Source organism: Betaproteobacteria bacterium, assembly GCA_016709965.1.
Classification (GTDB): Bacteria; Pseudomonadota; Gammaproteobacteria; order Burkholderiales; family Rhodocyclaceae; genus Azonexus; species Azonexus amarohabitans.
In genome coordinates this window covers 2,081,266-2,105,560 of record JADJLT010000001.1, presented here as the reverse complement: position 1 = coordinate 2,105,560, position 24,295 = coordinate 2,081,266, and the positions used below count along the sequence as shown (strand labels likewise).

The 24,295-nt window shown below is 59.7% G+C and carries 25 protein-coding genes and 2 riboswitches; of the genes, 16 read left to right on the top strand and 9 right to left on the bottom strand.

The genetic code is table 11. From position 1 onward, the window contains the following. Positions 1–27: 27 nt before the first annotated feature. From IPJ12_10385 to rfaQ, 3 genes are read right to left on the bottom strand one after another with little or no spacing between them, the layout of a single operon-like run. Positions 28–639 (bottom strand): CatB-related O-acetyltransferase, encoded by a 612-nt coding sequence (locus IPJ12_10385; protein MBK7647554.1) that lies wholly within the window; start codon positions 637–639, stop codon positions 28–30. Next, on the bottom strand, positions 636–1,847 hold the full coding sequence (locus IPJ12_10380) for an O-antigen ligase family protein (GenBank protein MBK7647553.1): 1,212 nt from the start codon (positions 1,845–1,847) through the stop codon (positions 636–638). Before IPJ12_10380 ends, IPJ12_10385 begins: the two co-directional genes overlap by 4 nt. Then, positions 1,837–2,892 (bottom strand): putative lipopolysaccharide heptosyltransferase III, encoded by a 1,056-nt coding sequence (rfaQ, locus tag IPJ12_10375; protein MBK7647552.1) that lies wholly within the window; start codon positions 2,890–2,892, stop codon positions 1,837–1,839. The genes IPJ12_10380 and rfaQ overlap by 11 nt, the downstream gene beginning before the upstream one ends. A 167-nt stretch (positions 2,893–3,059) precedes the next feature. Between rfaQ and IPJ12_10370 the strand changes: the two genes are divergently transcribed. Both IPJ12_10370 and IPJ12_10365 read left to right on the top strand, forming a co-directional pair. After that, positions 3,060–4,130 (top strand): glycosyltransferase family 4 protein, encoded by a 1,071-nt coding sequence (locus tag IPJ12_10370; protein MBK7647551.1) that lies wholly within the window; start codon positions 3,060–3,062, stop codon positions 4,128–4,130. Then, on the top strand, positions 4,127–5,122 hold the full coding sequence (locus IPJ12_10365; protein ID MBK7647550.1) for a glycosyltransferase: 996 nt from the start codon (positions 4,127–4,129) through the stop codon (positions 5,120–5,122). The genes IPJ12_10370 and IPJ12_10365 overlap by 4 nt, the downstream gene beginning before the upstream one ends. On the opposite strand, the gene msbA is transcribed toward IPJ12_10365, so the two are convergent. From msbA to cobT, 5 genes are all read right to left on the bottom strand, one after another. After that, entirely contained in the window at positions 5,085–6,878 is a 1,794-nt protein-coding gene (gene msbA, locus IPJ12_10360; protein MBK7647549.1) for a lipid A export permease/ATP-binding protein MsbA, read from the bottom strand. The two genes, IPJ12_10365 and msbA, sit on opposite strands and share 38 nt — an antisense overlap. Before the next feature lie 33 nt (positions 6,879–6,911). Then, positions 6,912–7,454: an alpha-ribazole phosphatase family protein gene (locus IPJ12_10355; GenBank protein ID MBK7647548.1), complete on the bottom strand. Its 543-nt coding sequence runs from the start codon at positions 7,452–7,454 to the stop codon at positions 6,912–6,914. A 4-nt stretch (positions 7,455–7,458) separates the two neighbouring features. Further along, positions 7,459–8,061 (bottom strand): DUF938 domain-containing protein, encoded by a 603-nt coding sequence (locus IPJ12_10350; GenBank protein ID MBK7647547.1) that lies wholly within the window; start codon positions 8,059–8,061, stop codon positions 7,459–7,461. 145 nt (positions 8,062–8,206) lie between these two features. After that, positions 8,207–8,962: an adenosylcobinamide-GDP ribazoletransferase gene (locus tag IPJ12_10345; protein MBK7647546.1), complete on the bottom strand. Its 756-nt coding sequence runs from the start codon at positions 8,960–8,962 to the stop codon at positions 8,207–8,209. Next, entirely contained in the window at positions 8,959–10,005 is a 1,047-nt protein-coding gene (gene cobT, locus IPJ12_10340; GenBank protein ID MBK7647545.1) for a nicotinate-nucleotide--dimethylbenzimidazole phosphoribosyltransferase, read from the bottom strand. Before cobT ends, IPJ12_10345 begins: the two co-directional genes overlap by 4 nt. A 79-nt stretch (positions 10,006–10,084) precedes the next feature. Then, positions 10,085–10,261: riboswitch (cobalamin riboswitch) on the bottom strand. A 41-nt stretch (positions 10,262–10,302) separates the two neighbouring features. Between cobT and cobU the strand changes: the two genes are divergently transcribed. From cobU to IPJ12_10320, 4 genes are read left to right on the top strand one after another with little or no spacing between them, the layout of a single operon-like run. Next, positions 10,303–10,860, top strand: a complete 558-nt coding sequence (cobU, locus tag IPJ12_10335; GenBank protein ID MBK7647544.1) for a bifunctional adenosylcobinamide kinase/adenosylcobinamide-phosphate guanylyltransferase — start codon at positions 10,303–10,305, stop codon at positions 10,858–10,860. A 50-nt stretch (positions 10,861–10,910) separates the two neighbouring features. After that, the gene (locus IPJ12_10330; protein ID MBK7647543.1) at positions 10,911–11,327 is read left to right on the top strand and encodes a DUF4255 domain-containing protein; all 417 of its coding nucleotides are present in this window, start codon (positions 10,911–10,913) and stop codon (positions 11,325–11,327) included. Between the two features lie 37 nt (positions 11,328–11,364). Beyond that, on the top strand, positions 11,365–11,973 hold the full coding sequence (locus IPJ12_10325; protein MBK7647542.1) for a sensor histidine kinase: 609 nt from the start codon (positions 11,365–11,367) through the stop codon (positions 11,971–11,973). Beyond that, positions 11,973–13,337, top strand: a complete 1,365-nt coding sequence (locus IPJ12_10320) for a response regulator (protein ID MBK7647541.1) — start codon at positions 11,973–11,975, stop codon at positions 13,335–13,337. The genes IPJ12_10325 and IPJ12_10320 overlap by 1 nt, the downstream gene beginning before the upstream one ends. 12 nt (positions 13,338–13,349) lie before the next feature. On the opposite strand, the gene IPJ12_10315 is transcribed toward IPJ12_10320, so the two are convergent. Continuing rightward, a complete protein-coding gene (locus IPJ12_10315) occupies positions 13,350–14,825 on the bottom strand; it encodes a cobyric acid synthase (GenBank protein ID MBK7647540.1) in 1,476 nt (491 codons plus the stop codon). Between the two features lie 166 nt (positions 14,826–14,991). Between IPJ12_10315 and IPJ12_10310 the strand changes: the two genes are divergently transcribed. The 10 genes from IPJ12_10310 to IPJ12_10265 all read left to right on the top strand — a co-directional run bounded on the left by IPJ12_10310 (position 14,992) and on the right by IPJ12_10265 (position 24,285). Further along, a complete protein-coding gene (locus IPJ12_10310) occupies positions 14,992–15,582 on the top strand; it encodes a hypothetical protein (protein MBK7647539.1) in 591 nt (196 codons plus the stop codon). Positions 15,583–15,694: 112 nt separating this feature from the next. Beyond that, positions 15,695–15,881: riboswitch (cobalamin riboswitch) on the top strand. Between the two features lie 39 nt (positions 15,882–15,920). After that, on the top strand, positions 15,921–16,676 hold the full coding sequence (bluB, locus tag IPJ12_10305; GenBank protein ID MBK7647538.1) for a 5,6-dimethylbenzimidazole synthase: 756 nt from the start codon (positions 15,921–15,923) through the stop codon (positions 16,674–16,676). Continuing rightward, positions 16,673–17,587 (top strand): cobalamin biosynthesis protein, encoded by a 915-nt coding sequence (locus IPJ12_10300; protein ID MBK7647537.1) that lies wholly within the window; start codon positions 16,673–16,675, stop codon positions 17,585–17,587. The genes bluB and IPJ12_10300 overlap by 4 nt, the downstream gene beginning before the upstream one ends. Next, positions 17,580–18,572: a threonine-phosphate decarboxylase gene (locus tag IPJ12_10295; protein ID MBK7647536.1), complete on the top strand. Its 993-nt coding sequence runs from the start codon at positions 17,580–17,582 to the stop codon at positions 18,570–18,572. The genes IPJ12_10300 and IPJ12_10295 overlap by 8 nt, the downstream gene beginning before the upstream one ends. Before the next feature lie 20 nt (positions 18,573–18,592). After that, positions 18,593–19,468 carry a cobalamin-binding protein gene (locus IPJ12_10290; protein MBK7647535.1) on the top strand — a complete coding sequence of 292 codons (876 nt, stop codon included), beginning with the start codon at positions 18,593–18,595 and terminating at the stop codon, positions 19,466–19,468. Between the two features lie 3 nt (positions 19,469–19,471). Then, positions 19,472–20,263, top strand: a complete 792-nt coding sequence (locus tag IPJ12_10285) for a cobalamin-binding protein (protein ID MBK7647534.1) — start codon at positions 19,472–19,474, stop codon at positions 20,261–20,263. Positions 20,264–20,319: 56 nt separating this feature from the next. Further along, positions 20,320–20,655: a hypothetical protein gene (locus IPJ12_10280; GenBank protein MBK7647533.1), complete on the top strand. Its 336-nt coding sequence runs from the start codon at positions 20,320–20,322 to the stop codon at positions 20,653–20,655. Beyond that, positions 20,652–21,242, top strand: coding sequence for an SCO family protein (locus IPJ12_10275; GenBank protein MBK7647532.1), 591 nt, complete (start codon positions 20,652–20,654; stop codon positions 21,240–21,242). Before IPJ12_10280 ends, IPJ12_10275 begins: the two co-directional genes overlap by 4 nt. 53 nt (positions 21,243–21,295) lie before the next feature. Continuing rightward, on the top strand, positions 21,296–22,201 hold the full coding sequence (locus IPJ12_10270; protein ID MBK7647531.1) for a hypothetical protein: 906 nt from the start codon (positions 21,296–21,298) through the stop codon (positions 22,199–22,201). Then, positions 22,198–24,285 (top strand): diguanylate cyclase, encoded by a 2,088-nt coding sequence (locus tag IPJ12_10265; GenBank protein ID MBK7647530.1) that lies wholly within the window; start codon positions 22,198–22,200, stop codon positions 24,283–24,285. Before IPJ12_10270 ends, IPJ12_10265 begins: the two co-directional genes overlap by 4 nt. The last annotated feature ends 10 nt before the right edge of the window (positions 24,286–24,295 follow it).

The window sequence follows — 24,295 nt, the reverse complement described above, 5'->3', positions numbered from 1 at the left end:
GTCGATCTCAGACAAGGCCGTAGAGCATTAACGTTGCCCCGCGTAGTCAATCAATGCATCGATATTACTGCTGCACAAAATAGGTGCAATTCGTTCCATTTCTTCAACAGGCCAGTCCCACCAAGCTATTTGAAGCAGCTTGGCACGCGTTGATTCGTCAAAGCGCCAGCGTACATGTCGCGCCGGATTCCCCGCCACAATTGAATAAGGCTCGACATCCCTGGTCACCACAGCACCGGCCGAAACAACAGCACCATGTCCAATCGTAACGCCTGAAAGAACGGTACTGTTCATGCACAGCCATACATCATTCCCGATCACCACATCGCCTCGGCTAAACTCGGAATGCGGCATATTCCCGGGCAACATTGCAGAAAACGGGTAAGTCGTCAGCCATTCGACATGATGATGACCACCAAGCAATATCTGGACATTCAATGCGATTGAACAATAAGCACCAATGTAAAGCGTACTGCCTTCATCCCAATCATGAACCTTGGGCAAGCCGTAGCTGCCAATCCCGAATGAATACTTCCCCGGATAATGCAATTTGAATCTGGCTTGCCCCCGATAAAGGGCAGAAATTTTTTTCAGGCGCCTTTCCGCTTGGCGGAATAGAAATTTTTTGATTGCTCTCATACCGTGTCGCGCTGATTCTGACCGGCAGCCGAATAGAGAGCCCAACTAGCCATCAGCAGACTCAAGCCCATCTTGTTGGTGAAAAAAATCTCGCTGAAGCTGAAGACCACGGCAAACCCGAGAAATGCCCAGCGGAAAACATCCCGGCGCGCTGAAATCCCCATCCAGATGCAAGTTGTCACTTGCGCCAACAGCAACATGCCGCCGCCGATCCCCACCGCTTGCGCCCAGTCGTTGTGAAATCCGGGAATACCAAGCATTTCCGGGAGAGGCGTACCAAATGCCGGATGAGTGTCATACAACTGCTTCAGCGAGGTATAACCCGGGCCAAACACGGGATGATCCAGCAAAGTCAGGTAAGCAATACGGAAGAATTCAAGCCGAATGCCAATGGAAGTCGGCTTGAATTCCGGATCATTGAAGTAGCTTCGAATTTCCTGAAAAATCAGGGCTACCCTTGCGTACATCGGCTCATAGAGCAGACAAAAAGCAACCAGGGCCGTCGTCATGGCTATGGCAGCAATCAAGCCCCTGCGCCAATCTCTGGCCTTCAAGACGAACAATATAATCATCACCACCAAGGCACCCAACGCCCCTCGCGAGCCGCTCAACAAGGTGGCGACAACACCCAAAACAGCGGCGGTCAATAGAAACGCATTCAGCGAACGGGACTGATCCCCTGTCCTGCCAAAAAAAACATGAAGGCAACACAATACCGCCATCCATATCGCAAACTGACCAAAACGATTTTCATAGGTTCCACCCCATGCGCGCTCTCTGCCCAGACCATAGACCTCGATCATTGCGACCGCACAATAGGTCATGGCAGCAATACCTGCGGCAATTGCAAGATGGCGATAGCTGATCCCTAACTCCCGCGCGCCGACAAACAGCAGCGCACACCAGAGCACGCGCGTCGGCGGGTTCATATCTGCCGGTAGATACGCATGCCAGATTTGAGCAAAAGTCCATCCCAGGGCAAAAGGCAAAAACGGCAGCGAAAAGCGCCAAGCCGAGAGCAGGAGGCCTCTCAACTCGTTGCGCGGTGTTTGCACCAGCATCAGCAGACCGACGGGGGCGGCGAGAACGCTCAGATAGCGCGCCCCACCACCAAAAGGCAACCACTTGATTGCCATGATCGGGTAGCACAGCAGGACACATAGTCCGGCAAGTCGCAACATTCCCTGAGCAGAACGATCACGCAGCATCGATCACCTGTTTCTGATCCACCGTGCGTTCCAACTGACGCCAGATGGCATCGAGCACCGGCTGAACGGGAATGTTCGACAGATAGCGCTCGTCGGTCGAAGTATCAACATCATTCGGCGCAATCAACGGGCCGTAGTCGGCGGCATGTATCACCTCGGCACAATCGCTCCAGGGCCGCCAGATATGAACGTGCGTGGGCCCGAACAGCGCAACGATAGGGACGGCTAGCGCCGCCGCCATATGCATGGGTACCGAATCCACGCCAATAAACAACGCCGATCCGGCAATGGCTGCGGCAAGTGCAGGCAGCGTCAATTGCCCGGCCAGTGAAACCACCTTGGGGTCATTCACTCGGCGGAGCAAGCCGCCCACAAGATCTAATTCGCGTTGGTCCGGGGCTGACGTCAGAACAACTTGCCAACCTGATGCTGCCAATGCGGAAATCACTTCAGCAAAGCGATCATCCTCCCAGCACTTGAAAAACCACCGTGAAGTCGGATGAACCAGAATGTAGCGTCCGGCCACGCCCGCATCATCCAGTTTTTGGCGCACCAGAGCAGCATCCTGATTGGAAAACGCCATGGTACAAGGCAGGTTTCGGGTATCGACCGGCACACCCAGCGCTTTCAGCACATCCAGATTTTTCTCGACCATGTGCCCGGCGAAAGTCGGCACGATTCTTTGTGGAAATATTTTTCTCCACAACCAGTAATCGCGCTTCTCAACTTCATAACCAAAGCGCACAGACGCGCCACTGATCGCAGCAGCAAATGCGCCTGACCATTGATCATTGAGATGCAAGACCCAATCGTAATGGCGCTGGCGAATGCCCATCATCAGTTTCACGAACGCGGTGACCCGACCTAATCCGCGACCAGCCTGCTTACCTCGCGGCAAGGGCCAGACACAGGTCAGCTCCGGATTGGCCACAAGCATGGGTAGCGTTTCGGCAAACACCAGTGCATCCACCTCCACACCTGGGAAATGGCGCTTCAAGGCAGTAAATATCGGTGTTGTCAGCAAGACATCGCCGTGGTTTTGCAAGCGGATAACCAATACGCGCTTGGGCGGGGGAAATGCGGATGCAATCATAAACTCGTCGGTTACCGGGCGGCTCTCATGGTTGGCCGGATGATACACTTTCCGCGCCTTTTCGCCGACGCGAGCGCCCGACACCGGTTGCCGCAAGTATTACAGATCACACCACCGACATGACCTCGTTACCAGGCTTCAATCTGATTTTTCACTCCATTCGTCCGGGCGGCGGCATGGAACGGCATGTACTTGATCTGATTTCTTATGCTGCTGCGCAAAATATCCCGGCTCGGGTCATCACCCGAAAACTGGCATGGCCGGGAACACTGCCGACTGGCGTCGATTTCATCGTCATCCGCGACCGAACACCATTTTCTCGTGTCAATACCTACCTTTTCGAACGCCATGCGCTATCCAAATGCCGGATGGACTGGCCATGCATTGCAATTTCACGGGTGCCCGGTGCGCACATGGCCATCGTTGGCGGAACCCACCTTGGCCACTTGCTCGATCGCGGCAAAAAACGCATCGGCTTTTTCGATCGCGCCACCATTGCTCGCGAGAAAGCGCTCTATCACGATGCGAAAAGAATCATCTCCCATTCGGCCAAGGTCTCAGGGGAAATCGTTGAGCACTACGACATCGCCCCCGGCAAGATCACCACGCTCTACCCGCCCGTAGATACCGAAAAATTTTCTCTCGCCGCACGGTCTGGAAGAATCCGGACACGCCAGGCGATTGGCATTTCGAGTGACGAACTGATGCTGCTCTTCCCCTCCAACAATCACGCGCTGAAGGGTGCGGATCTTATTCTGGAGGCACTTGCGGATTTCGACCCTCGGGTTCGTCTGGTCGTGGCCGGAAAAACCCCACTCAACGCCCCCAATGTCATCAATCTCGGCTTCCGGCAGGACATGCCCGAACTATACGCTGCCGCCGACGCAGTGATTCTGGCCTCTCATTACGAAGCCTTCGGTTTGGTCGGCCCCGAAGCCATTCTTTGCGGAACGCCCGCCATCTTCTCGACCACCGTTGGGGCGGCTGAAGTGCTTTCGGAAGCGGCTTGCCTACGCTTCGAACGAAACATGCCAGCCCTTCGCACTGTCCTGGGAAAAGCGCTCGAGCGCTTTAATAACGGCACCCTCAGCCTTCTCGACAACCCCGGGCAATATATCCACTATCCGTTTTCTGTCGCCCAGCACTTCGCTACGCTGTTCGAGTTACTGGCAGCCGAGCATTCAAAATGAACCATCCTTCCCACCCCCCAATCACCCTGCTTCTCCTCAGCTACAACCAAGAAGACTACATCGGCGAAGCCATCGCCGGAGCCATTGCGCAGGACTATCCCAATCTGGAAATCGTCATCTCGGACGATGCCTCCAAAGATGCAACTTGGGAGCGAATTAATGCGTCTTTGCATGATTACACCGGGCCGCATCGGATCAAGCTGTTGCGAAATCCGGAAAATCTCGGGATCGGCGGCAATATCGATCAGGCTGTCAGGCAATCAACCGGGGAACTGATCTTCATTGCCGGTGGTGATGATGTCTCGCTACCAGCACGCGTCAGTACCATGGTCAGCGTCTGGGTTGGGCACGAATGCAAACCTGACTTGATTGGTGCTTACCTTTTCGACATGGACCAGTCCGGAAAGATGCTCGGCACCATCCAGATCAGCCAGCTGGAACAATACCAATCACTGGATGACTGGAGCCGCTCGCCCCCTCACGTGATCGGCGCCGCCCAGGCCTGGACGCGCCGCCTGTTCGACCGCTTTGGCGGCATCCCCAAAGGCATCGTCGGCGAGGACATGGTGATGGCGTTTCGTGCCATCGGCAGCGCGTCGGCCGTCACGTTACCGGTACCGTTGGTGAATTACCGGCGTGGTGGCCTCTCCAGCCAGCGAAAATCTCTGAATGCGGCCGCCGTCATCCGCGGCCTGACCAAAAAACTAAACAGTTCGAGGACTGAACTGCGCTGCATGCTGGACGATGCGCGGAAACTCGGTGCCAGCCCGATGACCTTGACAGTGCTGGAACAAAAACTGGACAAGGAAAACTTCATTGAGCACATGTTTGCCGCCGAGAGCCTTGGTAAAAAAATCCGTTTTTGCCGGCAATACACGACCGTTCCCGGTGATTATCGCTTTCGCATCCTGACCTATGCGGCGGCGCCCTGGATGCTGGCGCCGTTCTTCTTCCTCAAGCGTCTGCGCTACCGACTAGCAGGTCGCTTGTAATCGTCTCGCGCTGCAAGCGCTGCAGTCGCGCATACACACCATCCAGTGCCAGCAATTCGGCGTGGCGACCGCGCTCGACGATGCGTCCCTGATCAAGCACGACGATCAAGTCGGCGCGCTCGATGGTTGATAAGCGGTGCGCAATGACAATGGTGGTCCGCCCCTGAATCAGCGTATCCAGTGCGCCTTGAATCTGCCGTTCCGACTCTGTATCCAGTGCCGATGTCGCTTCATCAAGAATCAGGATCGGCGCGTTTTTGAGGAAGGCTCGGGCAATGGCAAGGCGTTGCCGCTGACCACCCGACAGCTTGACGCCATTTTCGCCCACCTCGGTGTCCAGCCCCTTGTCCATCTGGCTGATGAATTCCCAGGCGTTGGCCGCCTTGGCCGCGGCGATGATTTGCGCTTCATCGGCATGCCCGGAAATCCCGTAGGCAATATTGGCGCGCACGGTGTCGTTGAACAGCACGACATCCTGGCTGACCAGCGCGATATTGGCGCGCAAGCTTTCCAGCTTCAGTTCTTCCAGATGATGTCCATCGAGCACCAGACGCCCCGAACTCAGGTGATAAAAACGCGGGATCAGCGCCGCCATTGAAGTCTTGCCGCTCCCCGACGGGCCGACCAAGGCCACGGTCTGGCCCGGCAGGATTTCCAGATTGACATCCTCAAGGGCTGGGCGCGGCGCACCGTGGTAGGTGAAGCCAACCTGCTCGAAACGCAAATGGCCGGTTGATCGCGGCAGTTCGACACGCCCGTTGTCATCTTCCGGAATTTCATCGAGCACCTGAAACACGCTTTCAGCCGCTGCCAAGCCGCGCTGCAACGGGTTGCTGACATCAGTCAGCCGCTTGACCGGCGCCAGCAACATCAGCAGGGCCGTGATGAATGAAAGAAACTCACCAACGGTCGTGCCGCCGGGGCCAGCCGATTGGCGCAAGGCCAGATAGGTAATGATCGCCACCGAAGTCGATGCAGCCACCTGCGTCAATGGCACCGTTGCCGCCGCTGCGGCAGCCTCCCGCATCGTTGCCCGGCGGTAAACGTTGGTCGCCTCGTCGAAACGGGCTGCTTCGTATTTCTGGCCGCCGAAGATCTTGACGACTTTGTGCGCGCCCACGGCTTCTTCGAGAATGTGGGTAATCAAGCCCATGGCCGAGTAACCGGAACGGCTCGCCGCGCGCAGTCGCTTGCTGAAAACCTTGATGACACCCAGGATGACCGGGCCGACCGTCAGTGCAATCAGCGTCAGTTTCCAGTCCAGATACAGCAGGAAGCCGAGCAGGCCGAGAATGGTCAGCGAATCGCGAATGACCGTGGTCAGCACCCCGGTCGCAGCCTGGGTGACATTGGTCACGTCATAAGCCACCTTGGAAATCAGCACGCCGGTCGACTGGTCGTCGTAAAACCCCGTCGGCAGACTCAGCAGGCGCCTGAACATGGCCTGCCGCAGGTCCAGCACCACCCGCGCCGCCACCCAGGCCATCGAATAGCCACTCATGTAAGTCGAAATGCCGCGGAAAACAAAAATCGCGATCATCGCGGCCGGGATTAGGACAATATCCCGCTCATCCTTGGCCACGAAACCGCTGTCGAGCAGGTGCTTCATCAAGGCCGGGAACAGCGGCTCGGTGGATGCCGTACACACCATGCCAAGCACGCCCAGTGCGAAAATCCGCCAATGCGGCTGCACCCAGGTCAGCAGGCGACGATAGATGAGCCGGTTGGAGTACGCAGAGGTCGAAGTTTGGGTCACAGGGTTCTGTCGTCGGAAACGAAAGTCGACATTCTACCGATTCACGCGAATCACGACGGACGAGTCGGCAGACAACGCAACCGTCGTCACCGCGGCATAGTCGAAATTCAGCGCCAGACATTGTGCTGCGGGCAAGCCCTGCCAATGCGCCAGCAACATCCGGATCACCCCGGCATGGGTGACGATCACCGCCTCAGGCACGTCCAGCCCGGCAACAAAATCCAGCGCCCGTCTTTGCAAAGCGGTGGGCGACTCGCCACCGGGCGGCGCATACCCCGTGACGTCGTCCGCCCAAGCATCAAGTTCGTGGCGCGGAATGTCATGCCATGTGCGGCCTTCCCATTCGCCAAAATTCATCTCTGCCAGCCGCGCATCGACAATCGGCTGCGGATGCAGTTGTTCGGCCAGTTGCCGGCAGCGCAGCAGCGGACTGCTCCACACCGGCAAGTCGGGCGGCAATTCAGCGCGCAGACGCACCAAATCGGAATTTTCGATTTTGGCCAAAATATCCAGTTGACCGTAGCAGATGCCCGCTTCGATCTGCGGCTTGGGATGGCGGATCAGGTGGAGGCGCATACAGTCACTCACCCGCGCCGCTCATCCGCCAGATCAAACATTGGTTGTTCGACGGCATTTCCCTTTGCTCGACCAGTGCCAGTCCTACCTGCCGGGCCAGCGCATCAAGGTCTGCCACATCACGCACGCCCTGATGCGGCGCCGTTTCTCTCAGCATACGATCAAAGCGCGCGTTGCTTTCGCTGGTGTGGCGACCATCGACCATGAAGGGGCCGTAGATGAAGAGCAGGCCGCCCGGGAGCAGCACGTCGGGCAGGCCGGCAAACAAGGCTTCGACCGCCGGCCAGGACATGATGTGCAAGGTGTTGGCGCTGTAGATCGCGTCGTAGCGAGCGCCAGGCCATGGGCCGAGAACGTCGAATTCGAGAGGCGGCATGGCATTGGGCAGCGCCGCCTCGTCCAGCCAGGCGCGGATGCCGGGCAGGAAATCCGGCCGGTCGGCGGTTTGCCAGATGAGGTGCGGCAGTTGGGCGCAGAAATGGATGGCGTGCTGACCGGTGCCGCTGCCAATTTCCAGCACTTGCCGACGATCGGCGAAAACCTCGCGCAGCACGGCGAGGATGGGGTCGCGGTTCTTTTCAGTGGAGGGGGCGTAGGGTTTTTCCATGCTCGGTGCGCTCTGACAATGCCACCAGCTTAACGGCAAATCGGCTGTCGAACACCTTCCGAAGCCCCGACAAAATTTTCGATTTCGGGCATTTTTTCCGGTTGACCGCGGAAATGCCTCGTTTGGCATCCGCTGACTCACGCAATCAAAACTTCAGCGCCAGCCCAAGGTAGAAAGCGATTTCGGCCAGTTGCTGCACCGCGCCCAGGCAGTCGCCGGTGTAACCGCCCAGCCAGCGGCGGCATTTGGCGGCGAGCCAGAAGGTGGCCACCACCGCCAGCGCGACGGCCGGCAAGCGCTGTTGAGGGTCCAGCAACAGCAAGGGCAAGGCGGCGAAAAACAGCGCGCAGACAAGCGACCCGATGCCGAGCCGGGTAGCCACCGGTCGGGCTTTGCTGGCCTCGTCATCGCGGGCGTAATCCATCGTCGCCATCAAACTCACAGCACAGCCACGCGAAACGGCATGGCCGGCGACCAGCGCCGCCAGCACCTGACCGGCCGGCAGCGCGGCCAGCAAGGCGAATTTGCCAAGCAGGGCAAGCACGATGGCAATCACACCGTAGCTGCCCACCCGCGAGTCCTTCATGATGGTCAGGATTTTCGCCTTGTCCCAGCCGCCGCCCAGACCGTCAGCGGTATCGCCCAAACCATCCTCGTGAAAGGCGCCGGTCAGGGCAATGGTGGCGACCATGGCGAGCACCACCGCCACGGACTGCGGCCAGACGTACTGAGCCAGCCAGAACACCAGCCCGCCCAAGCCGCCGACCAGCAGGCCGATGGCCGGCAGATAGCGCGCCGCCCGGCTCAGGCCGTCAGCCGAGTAACCGACCCAGCCCGGCACCGGCAAGCGGGTAAAGTAGCCGATGGCGGCGAAGAAGGCGGCCAGCTCGCGGCGGATCATGCCTTGTCAGAAACCCCGGCTGACTCGAAGCTGGCCATTTCGTTGAGGAAATTCACCGAGGCCAGCACCAGCGGATACGCCAGCGCCGCGCCTGTGCCTTCACCGAGACGCAGGCCAAGATCGAGCAGCGGCTCTGCCTCAAGCGCCTGCAATTGTGCTGAATGACCCGGCTCCGCGGAGCGGTGGCAAAACACGCAGTAGTCGGTGAGCGCCGGGGCCAATTGCGCCGCGGTCAAGGCGGCCGAGCCGACGATGAAGCCATCGATGAGCAGCGTCATTTTCTGTTCGGCGGCACCGAGCATCGCACCGACCATCATGGCAATCTCGAACCCACCAAATTCGGCCAGCACCGCCAGCGGGTCGTTGCTGCCGCCCGCGGCGCGATAACGCTTGAGCGCCGTTTCGAGCAGCACTTGCTTGCGCGCCAGCCCGGCATCGTCCAGCCCGGTGCCGCGTCCGATGCACTCGGCGAGCGGCGTGCCGGTCAGGCAATGGGTGATCAGCGAAGCAGCTGCCGTGTTGCCGATGCCCATTTCGCCAAAGCCGACGAGATTGCAACCGTTGGCCGACAGGTTGCGGCAGATCTCCACCCCGCGCTCGATTGCTGCAACGCACTGTTCGGCGGTCATTGCCGACTCTTCGATGTAATTGGCCGTGCCGGGCGCCACCTTGGCGTTGATCAGCCCGGCCCGCTTACCGAAATCATGAGCCACGCCGGCATCGATGATGGCCAGATGCAGTTCATTCTGCCGCGCAAAGACGTTGATCGCCGCGCCGCCGGCCAGAAAGTTCTCGACCATCTGCCAGGTCACATCCTGCGGATAGGCCGAGACGCCAGCCTTGGCTGCGCCGTGGTCGCCGGCGAAGACCAACAGGTGTGGCTGATCGAACGCCGGATCGAGACGTTGCTGGATCAGGCCGATCTGGATCGCCGTGCGTTCGAGCAAACCGAGGGCGCCGAGCGGCTTGGTCTTACGGTCAACCCTATTTTTCAGCGAATTTTCAATTGCCCGGTCCGGGGCGGTGATCTGAAACGAATGCATCCGATTCTCCAAAAGAAAAAGGGCCTCGCGACGAGGTCTGGCGAATTCGCCAAAACGCTGCCGCGAAACCCTGTCCACAGGCTTCCCAAGAGGATTCGACACGTCTTCTGGCTCTCGGATCAGCCGGCTCGCTGCGCCTTCCCGGTTTTCACCAGTGGCCTGTTGCAGCATCCGTCCCCGATTACAGCGGCGGGCCCGCCCCGGCATTGAGTTGCCTCGCACCGGGTTCCGTTACGTCGAATCGGGGCGAATTATCCGGCTTGCTCGTTCGGTGCGCAATCACCTAAAGTGCAGCCCATGAAAGAACTGATCCTCGGCGGCGCCCGCTCGGGCAAGAGCCAGCTGGCCGAACAGCGTGCCCTCGCCTCCGGCCTGACCGTCGTCTACCTCGCCACGGCGCAAGCGCTTGATGGCGAAATGGCACGCCGCGTCGCCCATCACCGTGAACGGCGCCCGGCCGACTGGGGCTGCGTCGAGGAAACCCTGCACCTCGCCGCCCGCCTGCGCGAACTGGCAGCGCCGGATACCTGTGTGCTGGTCGACTGCCTGACCCTCTGGCTCTCCAACCTGCTCTTTGCCGGCAAGGCAGCGGCCCAGGCCGAAGCTGGTGAAGCCATCGCCTGCCCACTGTTCCGCGACGAAACCACCGCCCTGATCGAACTGCTGCCGCAACTCCCCGGCCACATCATTCTGGTGTCCAACGAAGTCGGCTGGGGCATCGTCCCCATGCATCCAGTGTCGCGCCTCTTTGCCGATGAACAGGGACGCATCAATCAGCGCGTTGCCGGCGTCTGCGATCAGGTCACGCTGGTGGCCGCCGGACTGCCGCTAAGCCTGAAGCACGCTGCCGTTTAGGCTGCATTGTGCTAGCCTGAAAGTCCACCCGGCACGTTCAGGAGAACGTTATGCCCCTTTTTTCCCGCCTCACCGCCTTGTGCCAGGTTCTTGCCAAGCACGCTCCCCTTCCCGTCCGCATCAGCCGACCGGACGATGCCCCCGGGCTTTACATTTGGCCGTGGCGCATCGAGGAAGATACACGGGTACGCAGTTCGCGCCTGCCGGGCGATGACCCCTTGCTGCGCGTACCGCCGCCGGTCATCCATTTTCTGGTGCTGTCGAGCACCAGCCTGGATGGCGAAACCGTCGGCGCTCTGGAATCAGCCCGCCTGGCCCTGCTCGAAACTCCCGTCTTTGAGGCCGGCAGCGGCCGGGTCAGCGTCGTTCCGGCGACGATGACGAACAGCGAACTGACCGACTTATTTACCGCCGCCCAGATTCCGTTGCGCCTCAGTCTCGCCTACACGCTGCGCTCTACCGCCTGAAAGGATATGCTTCGAAAAAACACGTAGGGGACAAAGCATGCAGAGACTGCTGGACATCCTGGCCTCCGGCGTTCATGACGCCAAGAACCAGCTATTCATCGCCGAGTCGATGATTGCCGCCAGCGAAGCGGCACATGGGATTTCGATGGGGGAAGCCCGCTACGCCATCGAAGCGGCGGCCAACCGCCTGTCACGCACGCTGACTGCTTACCACCTGCTACGTGACGATGCCACGGCCGCCATCACGCCATCCATTGTCAGCGACCTCTGCGACGAAGTCATGCTGGCCCAAAAGAAACATCTGGCCGTCCGCAACATCACCCTCTCCGCTGCATGCAGCGTTTTCGACGAATGGCCGCTCGACCGCGACCTGATCACCGACATGCTCAACAACGCTGTCCAGAACGCCGGCCGTTACGCTCGCCAGAGCGTTCGCCTGAGCGCCACGACTGACGATGGCTGGCTCAGCTTGATCGTTGAAGACGACGGCCCCGGCTTTGCCACATTGCCCCCGGATTGCGGCACCGGCCTGATGGTGGCTGAGCGCCTGGCCAGCCTGCATACTCGCCGCGAACGGCACGGCAGCCTGACCCTGACCAACGACAGCGCCCTGGGTGGCGCCCGTTTCGAACTCCGGTTGCCATAATGGCCGACTACAGCAAGAAGCGCTTCCTCGTCATCGACGACCAACCGCAGGCGCGCGATGCGCTGCGCACCATTGCCCAGCAAGTCGGGGCCTTTGCGGTCGAGTTCGCCACCAATTACCAGGATGCAATCTTCCGCATCCGCAACAACACGCCCGACATCATCCTCTGCGACTACATGCTGGGCGAAGGCCGTTCCGGTCAGCAGATGCTGGAAGAACTGCGCCGTTTCAGCCTGCTGCCCGATGAAACCATCTTCATGATGGTGACGGGCGAACAGTCTTACGAGCAGGTCGTTTCCGCCGTTGAGCTGATCCCTGACGACTACATCATCAAACCGTTTTCGCCGGACAAACTGCTGCTCCGCCTCGACCGGATTGTTGCCAAGAAGCTATTCTTCGCCGGCTACTACAAGGAAAAGCGCAAGCAGGAATACGCCAATGCCCTGGCCATTCTCGAAGCGTCGCGCGACAGTGAGGCCGGGCGCCCCTATCGCTTTGAAATCCTGCGCCAGCGGGCCGAGGTGTTTCTTGCCAGCGGCGATGTACAAGCGGCCGAAGCCGCCTACCGAAACATCCTCGACAACTACGAGTTCCCGTGGGCACGCGCCGGCGTCGCGCGCTCGCTGCACAAGCAGAATCGCCTGCAGGAGGCACGTGCCGAAATCGACCGGGTGGTTGCCAGCACACCGCACTTTTTCGATGCCGGCGACCTCAAGGCCAGCATCTGCATGGCCCAGGGCGAACACGCCGAAGCTCAGCAGATCCTTGACGACATCGCCAAAAAAACCCCGCGCAACTACCTGCGCAAGCGGCTGCTCGCCGAGGCCGCCACGCTGAACGGCGACACGGAAACAGCGCGGGCCGCGATGAGCGACGTCATCGCCAACGACACCATGCCGGGCGCAATATCGACTGAAGACCGCCTCGCCGCGGCGCGCAGTCATGTCAATGCCGGCGACAAGATCACGGCGGAAAAAGTCCTGCTCGGCATGCGCGAGGCCGAGGTCCAAAAAATGGCGCTCTCCGAACAGGCCAGCTTCGCCGCGCTACTTGCCATCAGCTCGGAAGAAAAAGGCAAGCCGCGTTTTTCCGGCCTGCGGCCCATCATGCTGTGTACCGACTTCGATGCCACGCATCGCGTGGACATCATGCGTGCTGCCCTAGGCCTCAATGACAAAGAGCTGGCCGACCTGCAGGCCGAGCATTTGATGGCCGGTCCCGACGCCAAGAAAGTGTTCGGCACGCTGCGCGCGCAATATGCACTGCACGGCCGGGAAAAGGACCTGCGGGAAATCCAGCGTCAGGTCGCGCTCAAGCGCATCAAGCATGAGGACGCTCCGCCAACCAGCGACGCTGAAGCATAAGAAACGCCGCGCTCAAATGGCCGGATGGCGCGGCAGCAGCACATCCATTTTTCCCCAATCCAGCGCGGCCTCAACCGAATCGGCCAGACGATCCAGATCGGCCTCGCGGCGGGCAGCAAAATCAATCTGCGCGCTCTCCGTCATGCCCGCCCAGGCGAGCAAGGCCGTCAAGGCATCGGGATGATCAAACACGCCATGGCAGTAAGTGGCGAAAATCTGGCCGTCGGCTGAAATCGCCCCATCGTGGTGGCCATCGGCCAGCTCCACGGCGCTCTGCGTCAGACCCTCTCCCCGCGTCACACCGAGATGAATTTCGTAACCGGTCATTGCAGGACGGCCCGGTAGCGATAAGTGACCACTCACATTGCGCAACTGCTTCTCGGCTTCCAGCGTCGTTTCAACGTCCAGCACACCCAGCCCCGGCGTACTACCTGACTGCCCTTCCAGCCCCTGCGGGTCGTGGATCAGCCGGCCCAGCATCTGATAGCCACCGCACAGACCGACCACCTTGCCACCGTAGCGCAGATGTTTCTGAATCGCCGTCGCCCAGCCTTTTTCGCGCAACCAGCCGATGTCCGCGCGTACGGCTTTGGAACCGGGCAGCACGATCAAGTCAGCCGCCGGCGGCGTTTCGCCCGGACCGATCCAGCGGAAATCGACTTCCGGGTGCAGGCGCAGCGGGTCGAGGTCATTGTGATTGGAAACCCGCGGATAGGCCGGCGCAATAACTTTCAATTTCGCCTGTTTTTTCCCGTCGACCGCAGCAGTCGCAATCGCGTCTTCAGCATCCAGCATCAGGCCGTGCAGATAAGGCAAAACGCCGAGCACCGGCTTGCCGGTGCGTTCCTCTAGCCAGCTCAGGCCGGATTCGAGCAGCGCAATGTCGCCACGAAACCGGTTGATCACAAAACCCTTCACCCGCGCCTGCTCGGTTGGCGACAGCAATGCCAGCGTGCCGACCAGATGGGCGAAAACCCCGCCCCGATCGATGTCGGCCACGATGATCACCGGGCAATCCACCGCCTCGGCAAAACCCATGTTGGCGATGTCGCGATCACGCAAATTGATCTCGGCCGGCGACCCTGCACCCTCAACCACCACGCACTCGTAAGCCGCCGTCAGCCGCCCCCACGATTCCAGCACCGCCCCCATCGCCCGCGGCTTGTAGTCGTGATAAGCCTTGGCATCGAGATCGAAAGCCACCTTGCCGTGAATGACCACCTGCGCCTTCTTGTCCGTCGTCGGCTTCAGCAGCACCGGATTGAAATCAGTATGCGCCGGCAGGCCACAAGCCAATGCCTGCAACGCCTGCGCCCGGCCGATCTCGCCACCATCCACCGTCACTGCCGAATTCAGCGCCATGTTCTGCGGCTTGAACGGCGCGACATTGACACCACGGCGCTTGAGAATGCGACACAGCGCAGCGACCAGCGTGGACTTGCCGGCATCGGACGTGGTGCCTTGCACCATAAGGGCAGAACAACTCATGGATCAACCGAGGAGAAAAAAGGCAATTATCCCGCAAAGCCACGCCCACCGTCCCTGCAACCGGATGGACACAACATCGGGGCGGCCTTATGCTGACATGCTTATTGAACATTCATCTGGGTTATTGGACGTTTTTAACATCTACTACTCATGGAGAAATTAATAAATGGGCCTGCACGTACACTCCTTGAGTAACATTCCCAAAAGCGAAAACCGTGACTATCTGATCTATCTCTTGGAATATGGTTGGCATGAGCCGCTTGCTGAAGCCCTAAATGGCAACTTCTTCAAGATGGCTGGCATTGCAGCCCAAAATAGAGCGGTAGTGATAAAGGGTACCGAGCTAGCCCATTTTGAAAACGAAGTGTTCTCTTGGCACCAGATAAATAACGAGCATGGAGAAGACATTCTTCCTGCCGTGCTTATTACAAATGCTCATCCGTCTTACTTTATGGAAAACAACCACGGATACAGCCGGAAAAGTGGCCTGTACCGTGAGTCATTGGATGGTGAGCTAAAACTCATCCTAATACCGCTGAAGAAATTTTGTTCGAATACATCCGAAGTCGTCTCGCTGATCGAAAAACTTTTTGCTGACATTGAGGCCGGGAAGGATCTCTCGGAATTCAAAATCGCAAAAGAAGCACAGAAGGGTATCGGTTCAGCAATTGTCGACGCGCTAATTCTTGAACCCAATATCTCGGGCGTGGGTTTCAGTTTCAAAAAGTTTGGCAATTTCTTCAGCAAAACCAGATAACTTGGTGCTCAACCTCCCTCCATTCGGTCGCTGGTCACTTGTGAATAAGCCGCGTAGCAACGATTAGCTTCGCGTTAATCCCATCCCTCGCCCCGCCACCTCCTGTTATCCTCTCATATTCATATCTTCCGGTGCCGTTTGGTCATGCCAAACGGAGAATCGGGAAGGCGGTGTGATTCCGCCACGTGCCCAACGCTGTAAGGAGGACGGGCGATGCGGTTGCCACTGGTGAAAGCCGGGAAGGCGCATCGTTCGGTTGATGCCAAGTCAGAAGACCGGCCGGGAGATCGTTGAAGGCTGCATGGACCGCAGCTGTTGTTTTTCCAGAAGGGGAATCCATGGAAAACCCGTCCGCGCCACAGGCGCAAGCTTTTTCCGATGCCGACCGGGCAGCGGTGTATCAGGCCATTTTCAGTCGCCGCGATGTGCGCGGCCAGTTTTTGCCCAACCCGGTGTCCGATGATTTGCTGAGCCGCGTGCTGATGGCGGCACATCATGCGCCGTCGGTTGGTTTCATGCAGCCGTGGAATTTTTTGCTGGTCCGTTCCGCTGTGGTCAAGCAACGCGTTCACGCGGTGTTTGCCGAGGCCAACGCGGAAGCGGCGCAGATGTTTCCCGATGAGAAGCGCGATATTTACAGCAAGCTGAAGTTGCAGGGCATTCTCGATGCGCCGATCAATCTGTGCATTACCTGCGACCGCTCGCGCAGCGGCCCGGTGGTGCTCGGCCGCACGCACATGCCGACCATGGATTTGTATTCCAGCGTGTGTGCCGTGCAGAACTTGTGGCTGGCCGCGCGCGCCGAAGGGCTGGGCGTTGGCTGGGTGAGCATCTTTCACGAGAAGGCGTTGCAGGATGCGCTGGGCATTCCGCACCACATCGTGCCCATCGCGTATTTGTGCATCGGTTATGTCAGCCATTTCAACAACAAACCGGAGCTGGAAAAGGCCGGCTGGCTGCCGCGCCTCCCGGTCAACGACCTCGTGTATTTCGAGCAATGGGGAAATTCTGATTTTGGCGAAAATTCCGGGTTGACCGCAGCATTGGCTGACATGCAGGCCAATATTCAGGAACGCGGCGTTTTCCCGAAATGAACCCCGGTTTTGACGCCTTTGCCATGCCGCTGGCGGCGCTGTGCGCCGTGCTGCTCGACCGCCTGCTCGGGGAAGTGCCGCGCTTTCATCCGCTGGTCGGTTTCGGCCATGTGGCGACAGGGATCGAGGCCAAGCTGAATCGCCGTTCGCTGGCGGGTGGCATCATCGCCTGGCTGCTCGCCGTCGGGCCGTGGGTGGTGCTGGCTTTCTGGCTACGCTCGCTGGCGTCTTTTGCGGTCGACGTTGTGCTGCTCTATTTCGCGCTCGGTGCGCAAAGCCTGTGCGAACACGCCGAAGCCATCGCCAGGCCATTGCGTGAAGGGCGTCTGGAAGAAGCCCGGCAACGCGTTGGCTATGTGGTCTCCCGCGAAACATCTGGGCTTGATGAATCAGGCATCGCCAAAGCCGGGGTCGAGTCAGTGCTGGAAAACGGCAACGATGCCATCTTCGGCACGCTGTTCTGGTTCGCCCTGCTCGGTGGCCCCGGGGCCGTGCTGTTCCGCCTCGCCAACACGCTGGACGCGATGTGGGGCTACCGTACCGAACGTTTCAATCTGTTCGGCCGCTTTGCCGCGCGGCTTGACGATGCGCTGAACTGGGTTCCGGCCCGCCTGACCGCCCTGACCTACGCGCTGCTTGGCCGCACGCGCAATGCCTTGGCCTGCTGGCACACACAGGCGCCGGGCTGGGACAGCCCGAACGCCGGGCCGGTCATGTCGTCAGGCGCCGGCAGCCTCGGCGTGCTGCTCGGCGGCGCGGCAATTTATCATGGCCGGGAAGAAATTCGCCCGCCGTTGGGTGCCGGCCCCGCCCCGGTGGCCGCCGACCTTGGCCGGGCCATTACCTTGATCCAGCGCAGCTTGTGGCTGTGGCTGGCCTGCCTTTTCTTGATTGGATACCTGCATGCTTGAACACGGCGGCCGCCTGCGTGAAGCCGCGGCCCATTACAACATTGCGCTGGACAACTGGCTGGACCTGTCTACCGGCATCAACCCCGAGCCGTGGCCGGTACCGCCGCTGCCGGCCAGCGTCTGGCAGCGCCTGCCGGAAAGCAACGATGGCCTCGAAGCGGCTGCCGCTGCCTATTTCGGCAATACCAACCTGCTGCCGGTGGCCGGTTCGCAAGCGGCCATTCAGTGGCTGCCCACCCTGCTGCCGCGTGCCGTCGTCGCCTGCATTTCGCCGATCTACAGCGAGCATCCACAAGCCTGGCAGCGGGCGGGACACAAGATGCGCTTTCTGCAGAACGCCATGCTGCCACGCGCGCTGGCCGTGGCGACGCCCTACGTGCTGCTGTGCAATCCGAACAATCCGACCGGCGACCGCCATCCGCACGACATCGTGGTCGACGCCGCCCGCCAGCTCAAAAAGCGCGGCGGCTGGCTGATCATCGACGAAGCGTTCATGGACCCGACGCCGGAAGACAGCCTGACCCCGCTGGCCGGAACTGATGAGGCGCCCAACCTGATCGTGTTGCGCTCGATTGGCAAGTTCTTCGGGCTGGCCGGGGCGCGGGTCGGATTTGTCTTTGCCGCGCCGGATATTCTGGCGCGCATGAACGAAGCGATGGGACCGTGGACAGTCAGCGGGCCGGCCCGCGAAGTCGCCCGCCTGGCGCTGCAGGATACCGACTGGCAAGCCACCGCCCGCCCCCGCCTGCAAGCCGCCAGCGAACGCCTGCACCAGTTGCTGGCGCCGCTCGGCGAGGTCAAATCGACGGCGCTGTTTGCCACGTTGACCTCTGCCCGCTCCGGCGAACTGCATGAAGCCCTCGCCCAACGCGGCATCCTGACCCGTCATTTCGACCAGCAACCACTACTGCGCTTCGGCCTGCCCGGCAACGAAGCCGGCTGGCAGCGGCTGGCCGACGCGCTCACTGCCTGGAGAACAATTTGAAATTTGGTCTTTTTTCTCGGTTGACCGTGGGACTCGCCCTCGGCGCGGCCGCACACCTCGCCCATGCCGACCTGGTCATCAAGGATGACACCGGTCAGGAAGTCCGCCTCAAGGGGCCGGCCAAACGCATCATCACCCTCGCCCCGCACGCCGCCGAAAGCCTGTTTGCCGCTGGCGCCGGCGACAAATTGGTGGGCACCGTCGATTACAGTGACTACCCGCCCGAAGCGAAAAAACTGCCACGCGTCGGTGGCTATTCGCGCATTGATCTGGAGGCGGTGGCCGCCTTGAAGCCGGATCTCGTCATTGCGTGGGAAAGCGGCAACAACATGACGCAGGTCGACAAGCTGAAGGCGCTCGGCCTGACGGTTTACGTCTCGCAACCAAACACCATCGAAAACATCGCCAATCAGCTCGAAAAAATAGGCCAGCTGGCTGGCACTGAAGTAACCGCCAACGCGGCTGCCGAGCGTTTCCGCAAGCGACTCGAAACCATTCGCGAGGCCAATGCCGGCAAGCCCAAGGTGCGCGTCTTTTATCAAATCTGGACTTCGCCGCTGATGACCGTCGGCGGCCCGCAGATCATCAGCAGCGCCATCGAGCTATGCGGCGGCGAGAACGTCTTCGGCCAGCTCAAGCAGATGGCACCGAACGTGACGGTTGAAGCCGTACTTGAAGCCGACCCGGAAGCCATTATCGCCACCGGCATGGGCGATGCCAAACCGGAGTGGTTGCATGACTGGGACAAATGGACGCGGATGACCGCCGTCAAACGCAACAATCTTTTTCACATCAACCCGGACATCATGCAGCGCCATACGCCGCGCATCCTTGACGGCACCGAGAAACTTTGCGCCCATCTCGATGTCGCAAGAAGCCACCGACCGAGCCCATAAACCATGCCACGCCTGCCCCAACGTATTGTCTGCCTAACCACCGAAACCGTCGAAGTGCTCTACGCGCTCGGCGAACAGGACCGCATCGTCGGCATCTCCGGCTACACCGTGCGCCCGCCCGAAGCCCGCAAGGAAAAGCCCAAGGTTTTCGCCTTCATCAGCGGCGACATCGACAAGATTCTCGCCACCCGGCCGGATCTGGTGCTGACCTTCTCGGACATGCAGTGCGAGATCTCCCGCGACCTGATCAAGGCCGGCGTGCCGGTCTACGCCTTCAACATGCGCAGCGTCGATGACATTCTCGGCATGATCGAGACGGTCGGCCGACTGGTGGGGGCCGAAGCCAAGGCGCTGGACATCGTCGCCGGGCTGGAAGCCGAGATCGAAAATACCCGCGCCATCGCGGCCGAACGCTTCGCTCGCACCGGCAAGAAGCCGCGCGTTTATTTCGAGGAATGGGACGAGCCGCTGATCAGCGGTATCCGCTGGGCCTCGGAGCTGATCGAGATCGCCGGCGGCGAGGATGTCTTCGCCGAACGGTCCCGTTCGCCGCTGGCCAAGGATCGGCGGCCAACGCCGGAAGAAGTCATTGCCCGAGCTCCGGACATCATCATCGGCTCCTGGTGCGGCAAGCACTTCCGCCCCGAGCGCGTCGCGGCCCGACCGGGCTGGGAAGCCATTCCCGCGGTCAACCGGAAAAAAATGCATGAAATCAAATCGGCCATCATCCTGACCCCCGGGCCGGTCGCCATCAGCGAAGGCCTGCCGCTCCTGCTCGACATTTTTGATCTGTGAGAAGGTCAGGCGTGGCGCACCCCCTATAATCGTTGGTCAACCTTGAGGATTTCGCCATGAAGATCGCCGCGCCACTGCTTGCCTTGACACTGTGCACCATCACCCACACCACCTTCGCGGCTGACGATAGCACTGCTGCCGTTGAGGCCATGGGCCGTCTCAACGGCATTGCCCTCGCCTGCCAGCAACCGGCCTTGGTTTCTCGCGCCCGCAATGCCGTAATCACTATCGCGCCGAAGACGCGCGGCTTTGGCGAAGTTTTCGAAAACGCCACCAACGCAGCCTATCTTGAACAAGGCCAGGGTGGCACTTGCCCCGATGCCGCCGCCTTGGCCAGCAACATCACAGCCGCGGAAAAACGTATGCAAGCGAGTTTTGCCAACGTTCAATGACCCGCCTCTTCACCATTTTCATTGGCCTGCTCTTTGGCGTATCGGCGTTCGCCCAGTCATCACAATCCCTGGAACTGTTGAGTCAGGCCGACCGGGGAATCATCCCGCGTTATCTGCTGCAGGACCCTAACGGGCGCTCAATCACCAGCGAAGATTTCAACGGCCGCTTTCAACTTATCTCCTTTGGCTACACTTATTGCCCGGACATCTGCCCGACCACGCTGGTCGAAATGGCAGAAATCCTCAAGCTACTTGGTGACAAGGCTGCTCGCATCCAGGCAATATTTATTTCAGTCGACCCCGAGCGCGATTCGGGCAAGGTCCTGAAGACCTATACGGAGTTCTTCGATGCCCGCATTCTTGGTTTGACAGCCTCGCCAGCGCTGGTCCGCCGCGCTGCGGACAACTTCAAAATCCGCTACGCGAAGGTGCAGGCTCCCGGTGCCGATCCGGCGCATTATGCAGTCGATCACTCAGCCGGCATGATATTGCTTGGCCCTGACGGCAGTTTCATCCAGAAATTCGCCTTCGCCACACCCGTCGTCGAAATTACCAGGCAAATCGAGGCATACGTCGATAATCATTGAAGATCGCAACTTCTGCATTGCTTTGGCATAGTTGCTGGGGCAATATGCGGACAATGTTACAACTGTGCCGCCTTGCACTCACGTTACTGCTCATCCTTGCCGTGCCGGCATGGGGGAGTTCTATTGCCGTTGTCATCAGCGAGCAGGGGGGCATGTACACCGAGTTTTCCGGTCTGCTTGAAGAGGGACTGGCGGGCACGAATTGGACAGTGTCCAGCACCATCCCGGCTGAAAACCTAGCCCGCATTCCCGGTCAGCCCGACCTGATTGTGACCGTAGGCAGTGACGCGCTGCGAAAGGCACTGGGCAAAGCCGACAGCACACCTGTGCTTGCCACGCTGCTCCCCAAGCAAAACTATGAAAAGATCATGGCTGAGTTTCGCCGCCATCCGGGACGCGTCACCGCCATCTATCTTGACCAGCCGGCGGCCCGCCAAGCTGCTTTCGTGAATTTTCTGCTCCCTGGCCAGAAGCGTGCCGGCATGCTTTTCAGCAGTGAAACGAAAAATACGGCCAGCCAGTATCGCCTTGCTTTCGGTAATGCCGGCATCAAACTCGATGGCGAAGACATCGATTCGGACAACATGCTGTTACCTGCGCTCAATGCCCTGCTTGGTCGCGTCAACTACCTGGTCGCCATACCCGACAGTACGATCTATCGCCGCGACAATATCAAGACTATCCTGATCACCGCCTTTCGCTACCAGCGTCCGGTGATCGCTTACTCGCCCTCATTCGTGAACGCGGGTGCGCTTGCCGCGCTACACACAACACCGGCCCAGATCGCCCGCCAGACAGCTGATGCGATTATCAATCATGGCACCAGCCTGCAGGCACCGACCGGACCGAACCAGTTTGCCATCGCTATCAACAGCAATGTAGCCCAATCACTCAATTTGAACGTTCCTGACGAAGCAACAATAAGGCGCGCCATGCTAGGCGACAAGGAAGCCCGATGAATCGTCTTACTCTCCGTCATCGCTTGCTGATGCTGACGCTGCTCCCCAGCGCGCTGATCGCCATTGTGTTGGTGGCCTATTTCACCTTCACCGGCATCAGAACACTGGAAGGCGAGCTGCGCGCCAAAGGCTTGGCGACCGTCCGTTACCTGGCGCCGATCAGCGAATACGGCATCATTGCCGGCCAGGTTGAAAGTCTGCACGGACTAGCCCAGGCGACGGTTCAGGAATCCGGCGTCAAGGCGGCAGTGGTCGTCAATCAGAAGGGGCGCACCATCGCGGTCAGCGGTCGTGTATCACTTTCCGCAGAAGAGCTGCGGCGAACCTTGAGCGAACCGGCTCGGGTTGGCGAAACTGATCAATGGGTCGCTTTTGGTGCCCCTGTCAAACGTTCGTTGAACGAGACCGATACCCTTTTTGAGGGGAATGGCGGCGGTAAAACCGTTGCGCCAGAAGTCATTGGCCATATCTTTGTGGAGTTCGACAAAATCGAACTGGCCAACAAACAACGTCAATTGCTGCAACGAGGTCTGGCCATCGTATTGTTGGGCCTGCTGGCGCTTGCCGCACTGGCCATCGCCATGGCAGACAATCTGGCCCGCCCCGTCATGCGACTCGTACATGCTATCAATGGCATGTCTTCGGGCCATCTCGATACGCGAGTGCCTGCCACCTCAAGCGGCGAGCTTGGCGTTCTCGAAAACGGCTTCAATGAAATGGCCACGCGCATCGAGGAAGTTCACCTCTCCATGCAGTCGCGAATCGAAGAGGCCACCGCCCAGCTCGCCTTCCAGGCCCGTCACGATGCATTGACCGGTCTGCTCAATCGCCGCGAGTTCGAGCATCGGCTTGAAAAGGCACTGGCGGGTGTGCAGGCAGGCAGTGACGAATTCGCAGTGCTCTTTATCGACCTCGACCGCTTCAAGCAAGTAAACGACAATTGCGGCTACCTTGCCGGTGACGAATTGCTGCGCCAGATGGCACTCCTCTTTCAAGGTCGCCTGCGGGATGAGGACACGCTTGCCCGCCTTGGTGGCGACGAATTCAGCATCATGCTTGCCAGTTGCAGTGGCCCACGCGCCAATCAAGTCGCCGAGGATATTTGCGGACTTGCAGCGGCCTACCGTTTTATCTGGCAAGACAAGGTCTTCGCCATCGGGGCCAGCATCGGCATTACGACGGTCAACCGGAAAGTTCGCAATATTAATGAAATTCTCGCGGCGGGAGACGCCGCGTGCCACCACGCCAAGCAAAGCGGCCGCAACCGCGTCTGCGAGCAAGAGGCCATGCCCAACCCGGAGCGGCGGCTTGAAACCAGCAACTGGGCTAGCCGCATTGCCAACGCACTGGCCGAGGACAGACTGCTCGTCGAAGCCATGCCGCTACGCGCCCTGCAGCAGTCAACAAGCAATCATGTCGTCGAACTGACTGCCCGGCTCAATGAACCGGGCCAACCGCCGGTCACCCTGGCCGCGCTGAGCGACGCGGCTGAACGTTACGACCTCGCTCCAGCCATTGACCAGCGCTTGATCGATACAGCCATCGCAGCCCAGTTACGCGCGAAACATCACCGTAAAACACTGCATTGCCTGATCCCCATTTCTCGTGCTTCAGTCGGCGACCGGGAAACCATCGATTACATCACACGCAGCCTGTCCAGCAGAAATCTGTCGGGGCATCGACTTTGCTTCATTTTTTCCGAAGATACCTTGACCCATCTGACCAGTCAGGCAATGGAGTTTTCGCGGGAAATGCGCGCGCTCGGCTGTCAGATCGGCCTGGACGATTTTGGCGGAGGGCTTTCTTCATTCACCCATCTGCGCAGCATCTTGCCCAGCTACGTCAAACTCAGCCGCAGCCTGACCCGGGAACTGGGCGGCAATCGTGCCTCTACCGCACTTTTGCGTGCTGTTCAGGAAATCACTGCAGATCAGCATATCCATACCATTGCCGACGGTATCAATGATCTCGACACACTTGAACAACTCAGGAATCTCGGCATCACCTATGCCGAAGGCAAGGCTGTTGCACCCAGCGAACCCTTCGAAGTGTGGCTTGAAGGCGCCGTCATGCGCTCATCCTGATTTTCCGTAT

Coding starts and splice junctions, on each gene's coding strand:
- IPJ12_10270 (MBK7647531.1), top strand. CDS start 21,296: ATGTTACAACTGTGCCGCCTTGCACTCACGTTACTGCTCATCCTTGCC.
- IPJ12_10280 (MBK7647533.1), top strand. CDS start 20,320: ATGAAGATCGCCGCGCCACTGCTTGCCTTGACACTGTGCACCATCACC.
- IPJ12_10350 (MBK7647547.1), bottom strand. CDS start 8,061: ATGGAAAAACCCTACGCCCCCTCCACTGAAAAGAACCGCGACCCCATC.
- IPJ12_10310 (MBK7647539.1), top strand. CDS start 14,992: ATGGGCCTGCACGTACACTCCTTGAGTAACATTCCCAAAAGCGAAAAC.
- IPJ12_10365 (MBK7647550.1), top strand. CDS start 4,127: ATGAACCATCCTTCCCACCCCCCAATCACCCTGCTTCTCCTCAGCTAC.
- IPJ12_10355 (MBK7647548.1), bottom strand. CDS start 7,454: ATGCGCCTCCACCTGATCCGCCATCCCAAGCCGCAGATCGAAGCGGGC.
- IPJ12_10325 (MBK7647542.1), top strand. CDS start 11,365: ATGCAGAGACTGCTGGACATCCTGGCCTCCGGCGTTCATGACGCCAAG.
- IPJ12_10300 (MBK7647537.1), top strand. CDS start 16,673: ATGAACCCCGGTTTTGACGCCTTTGCCATGCCGCTGGCGGCGCTGTGC.
- IPJ12_10295 (MBK7647536.1), top strand. CDS start 17,580: ATGCTTGAACACGGCGGCCGCCTGCGTGAAGCCGCGGCCCATTACAAC.
- IPJ12_10265 (MBK7647530.1), top strand. CDS start 22,198: ATGAATCGTCTTACTCTCCGTCATCGCTTGCTGATGCTGACGCTGCTC.
- cobT (MBK7647545.1), bottom strand. CDS start 10,005: ATGCATTCGTTTCAGATCACCGCCCCGGACCGGGCAATTGAAAATTCG.
- IPJ12_10275 (MBK7647532.1), top strand. CDS start 20,652: ATGACCCGCCTCTTCACCATTTTCATTGGCCTGCTCTTTGGCGTATCG.
- IPJ12_10320 (MBK7647541.1), top strand. CDS start 11,973: ATGGCCGACTACAGCAAGAAGCGCTTCCTCGTCATCGACGACCAACCG.
- IPJ12_10285 (MBK7647534.1), top strand. CDS start 19,472: ATGCCACGCCTGCCCCAACGTATTGTCTGCCTAACCACCGAAACCGTC.
- IPJ12_10370 (MBK7647551.1), top strand. CDS start 3,060: ATGACCTCGTTACCAGGCTTCAATCTGATTTTTCACTCCATTCGTCCG.
- IPJ12_10380 (MBK7647553.1), bottom strand. CDS start 1,847: ATGCTGCGTGATCGTTCTGCTCAGGGAATGTTGCGACTTGCCGGACTA.
- IPJ12_10385 (MBK7647554.1), bottom strand. CDS start 639: ATGAGAGCAATCAAAAAATTTCTATTCCGCCAAGCGGAAAGGCGCCTG.
- IPJ12_10345 (MBK7647546.1), bottom strand. CDS start 8,962: ATGATCCGCCGCGAGCTGGCCGCCTTCTTCGCCGCCATCGGCTACTTT.
- bluB (MBK7647538.1), top strand. CDS start 15,921: ATGGAAAACCCGTCCGCGCCACAGGCGCAAGCTTTTTCCGATGCCGAC.
- IPJ12_10330 (MBK7647543.1), top strand. CDS start 10,911: ATGCCCCTTTTTTCCCGCCTCACCGCCTTGTGCCAGGTTCTTGCCAAG.
- IPJ12_10315 (MBK7647540.1), bottom strand. CDS start 14,825: ATGAGTTGTTCTGCCCTTATGGTGCAAGGCACCACGTCCGATGCCGGC.
- cobU (MBK7647544.1), top strand. CDS start 10,303: ATGAAAGAACTGATCCTCGGCGGCGCCCGCTCGGGCAAGAGCCAGCTG.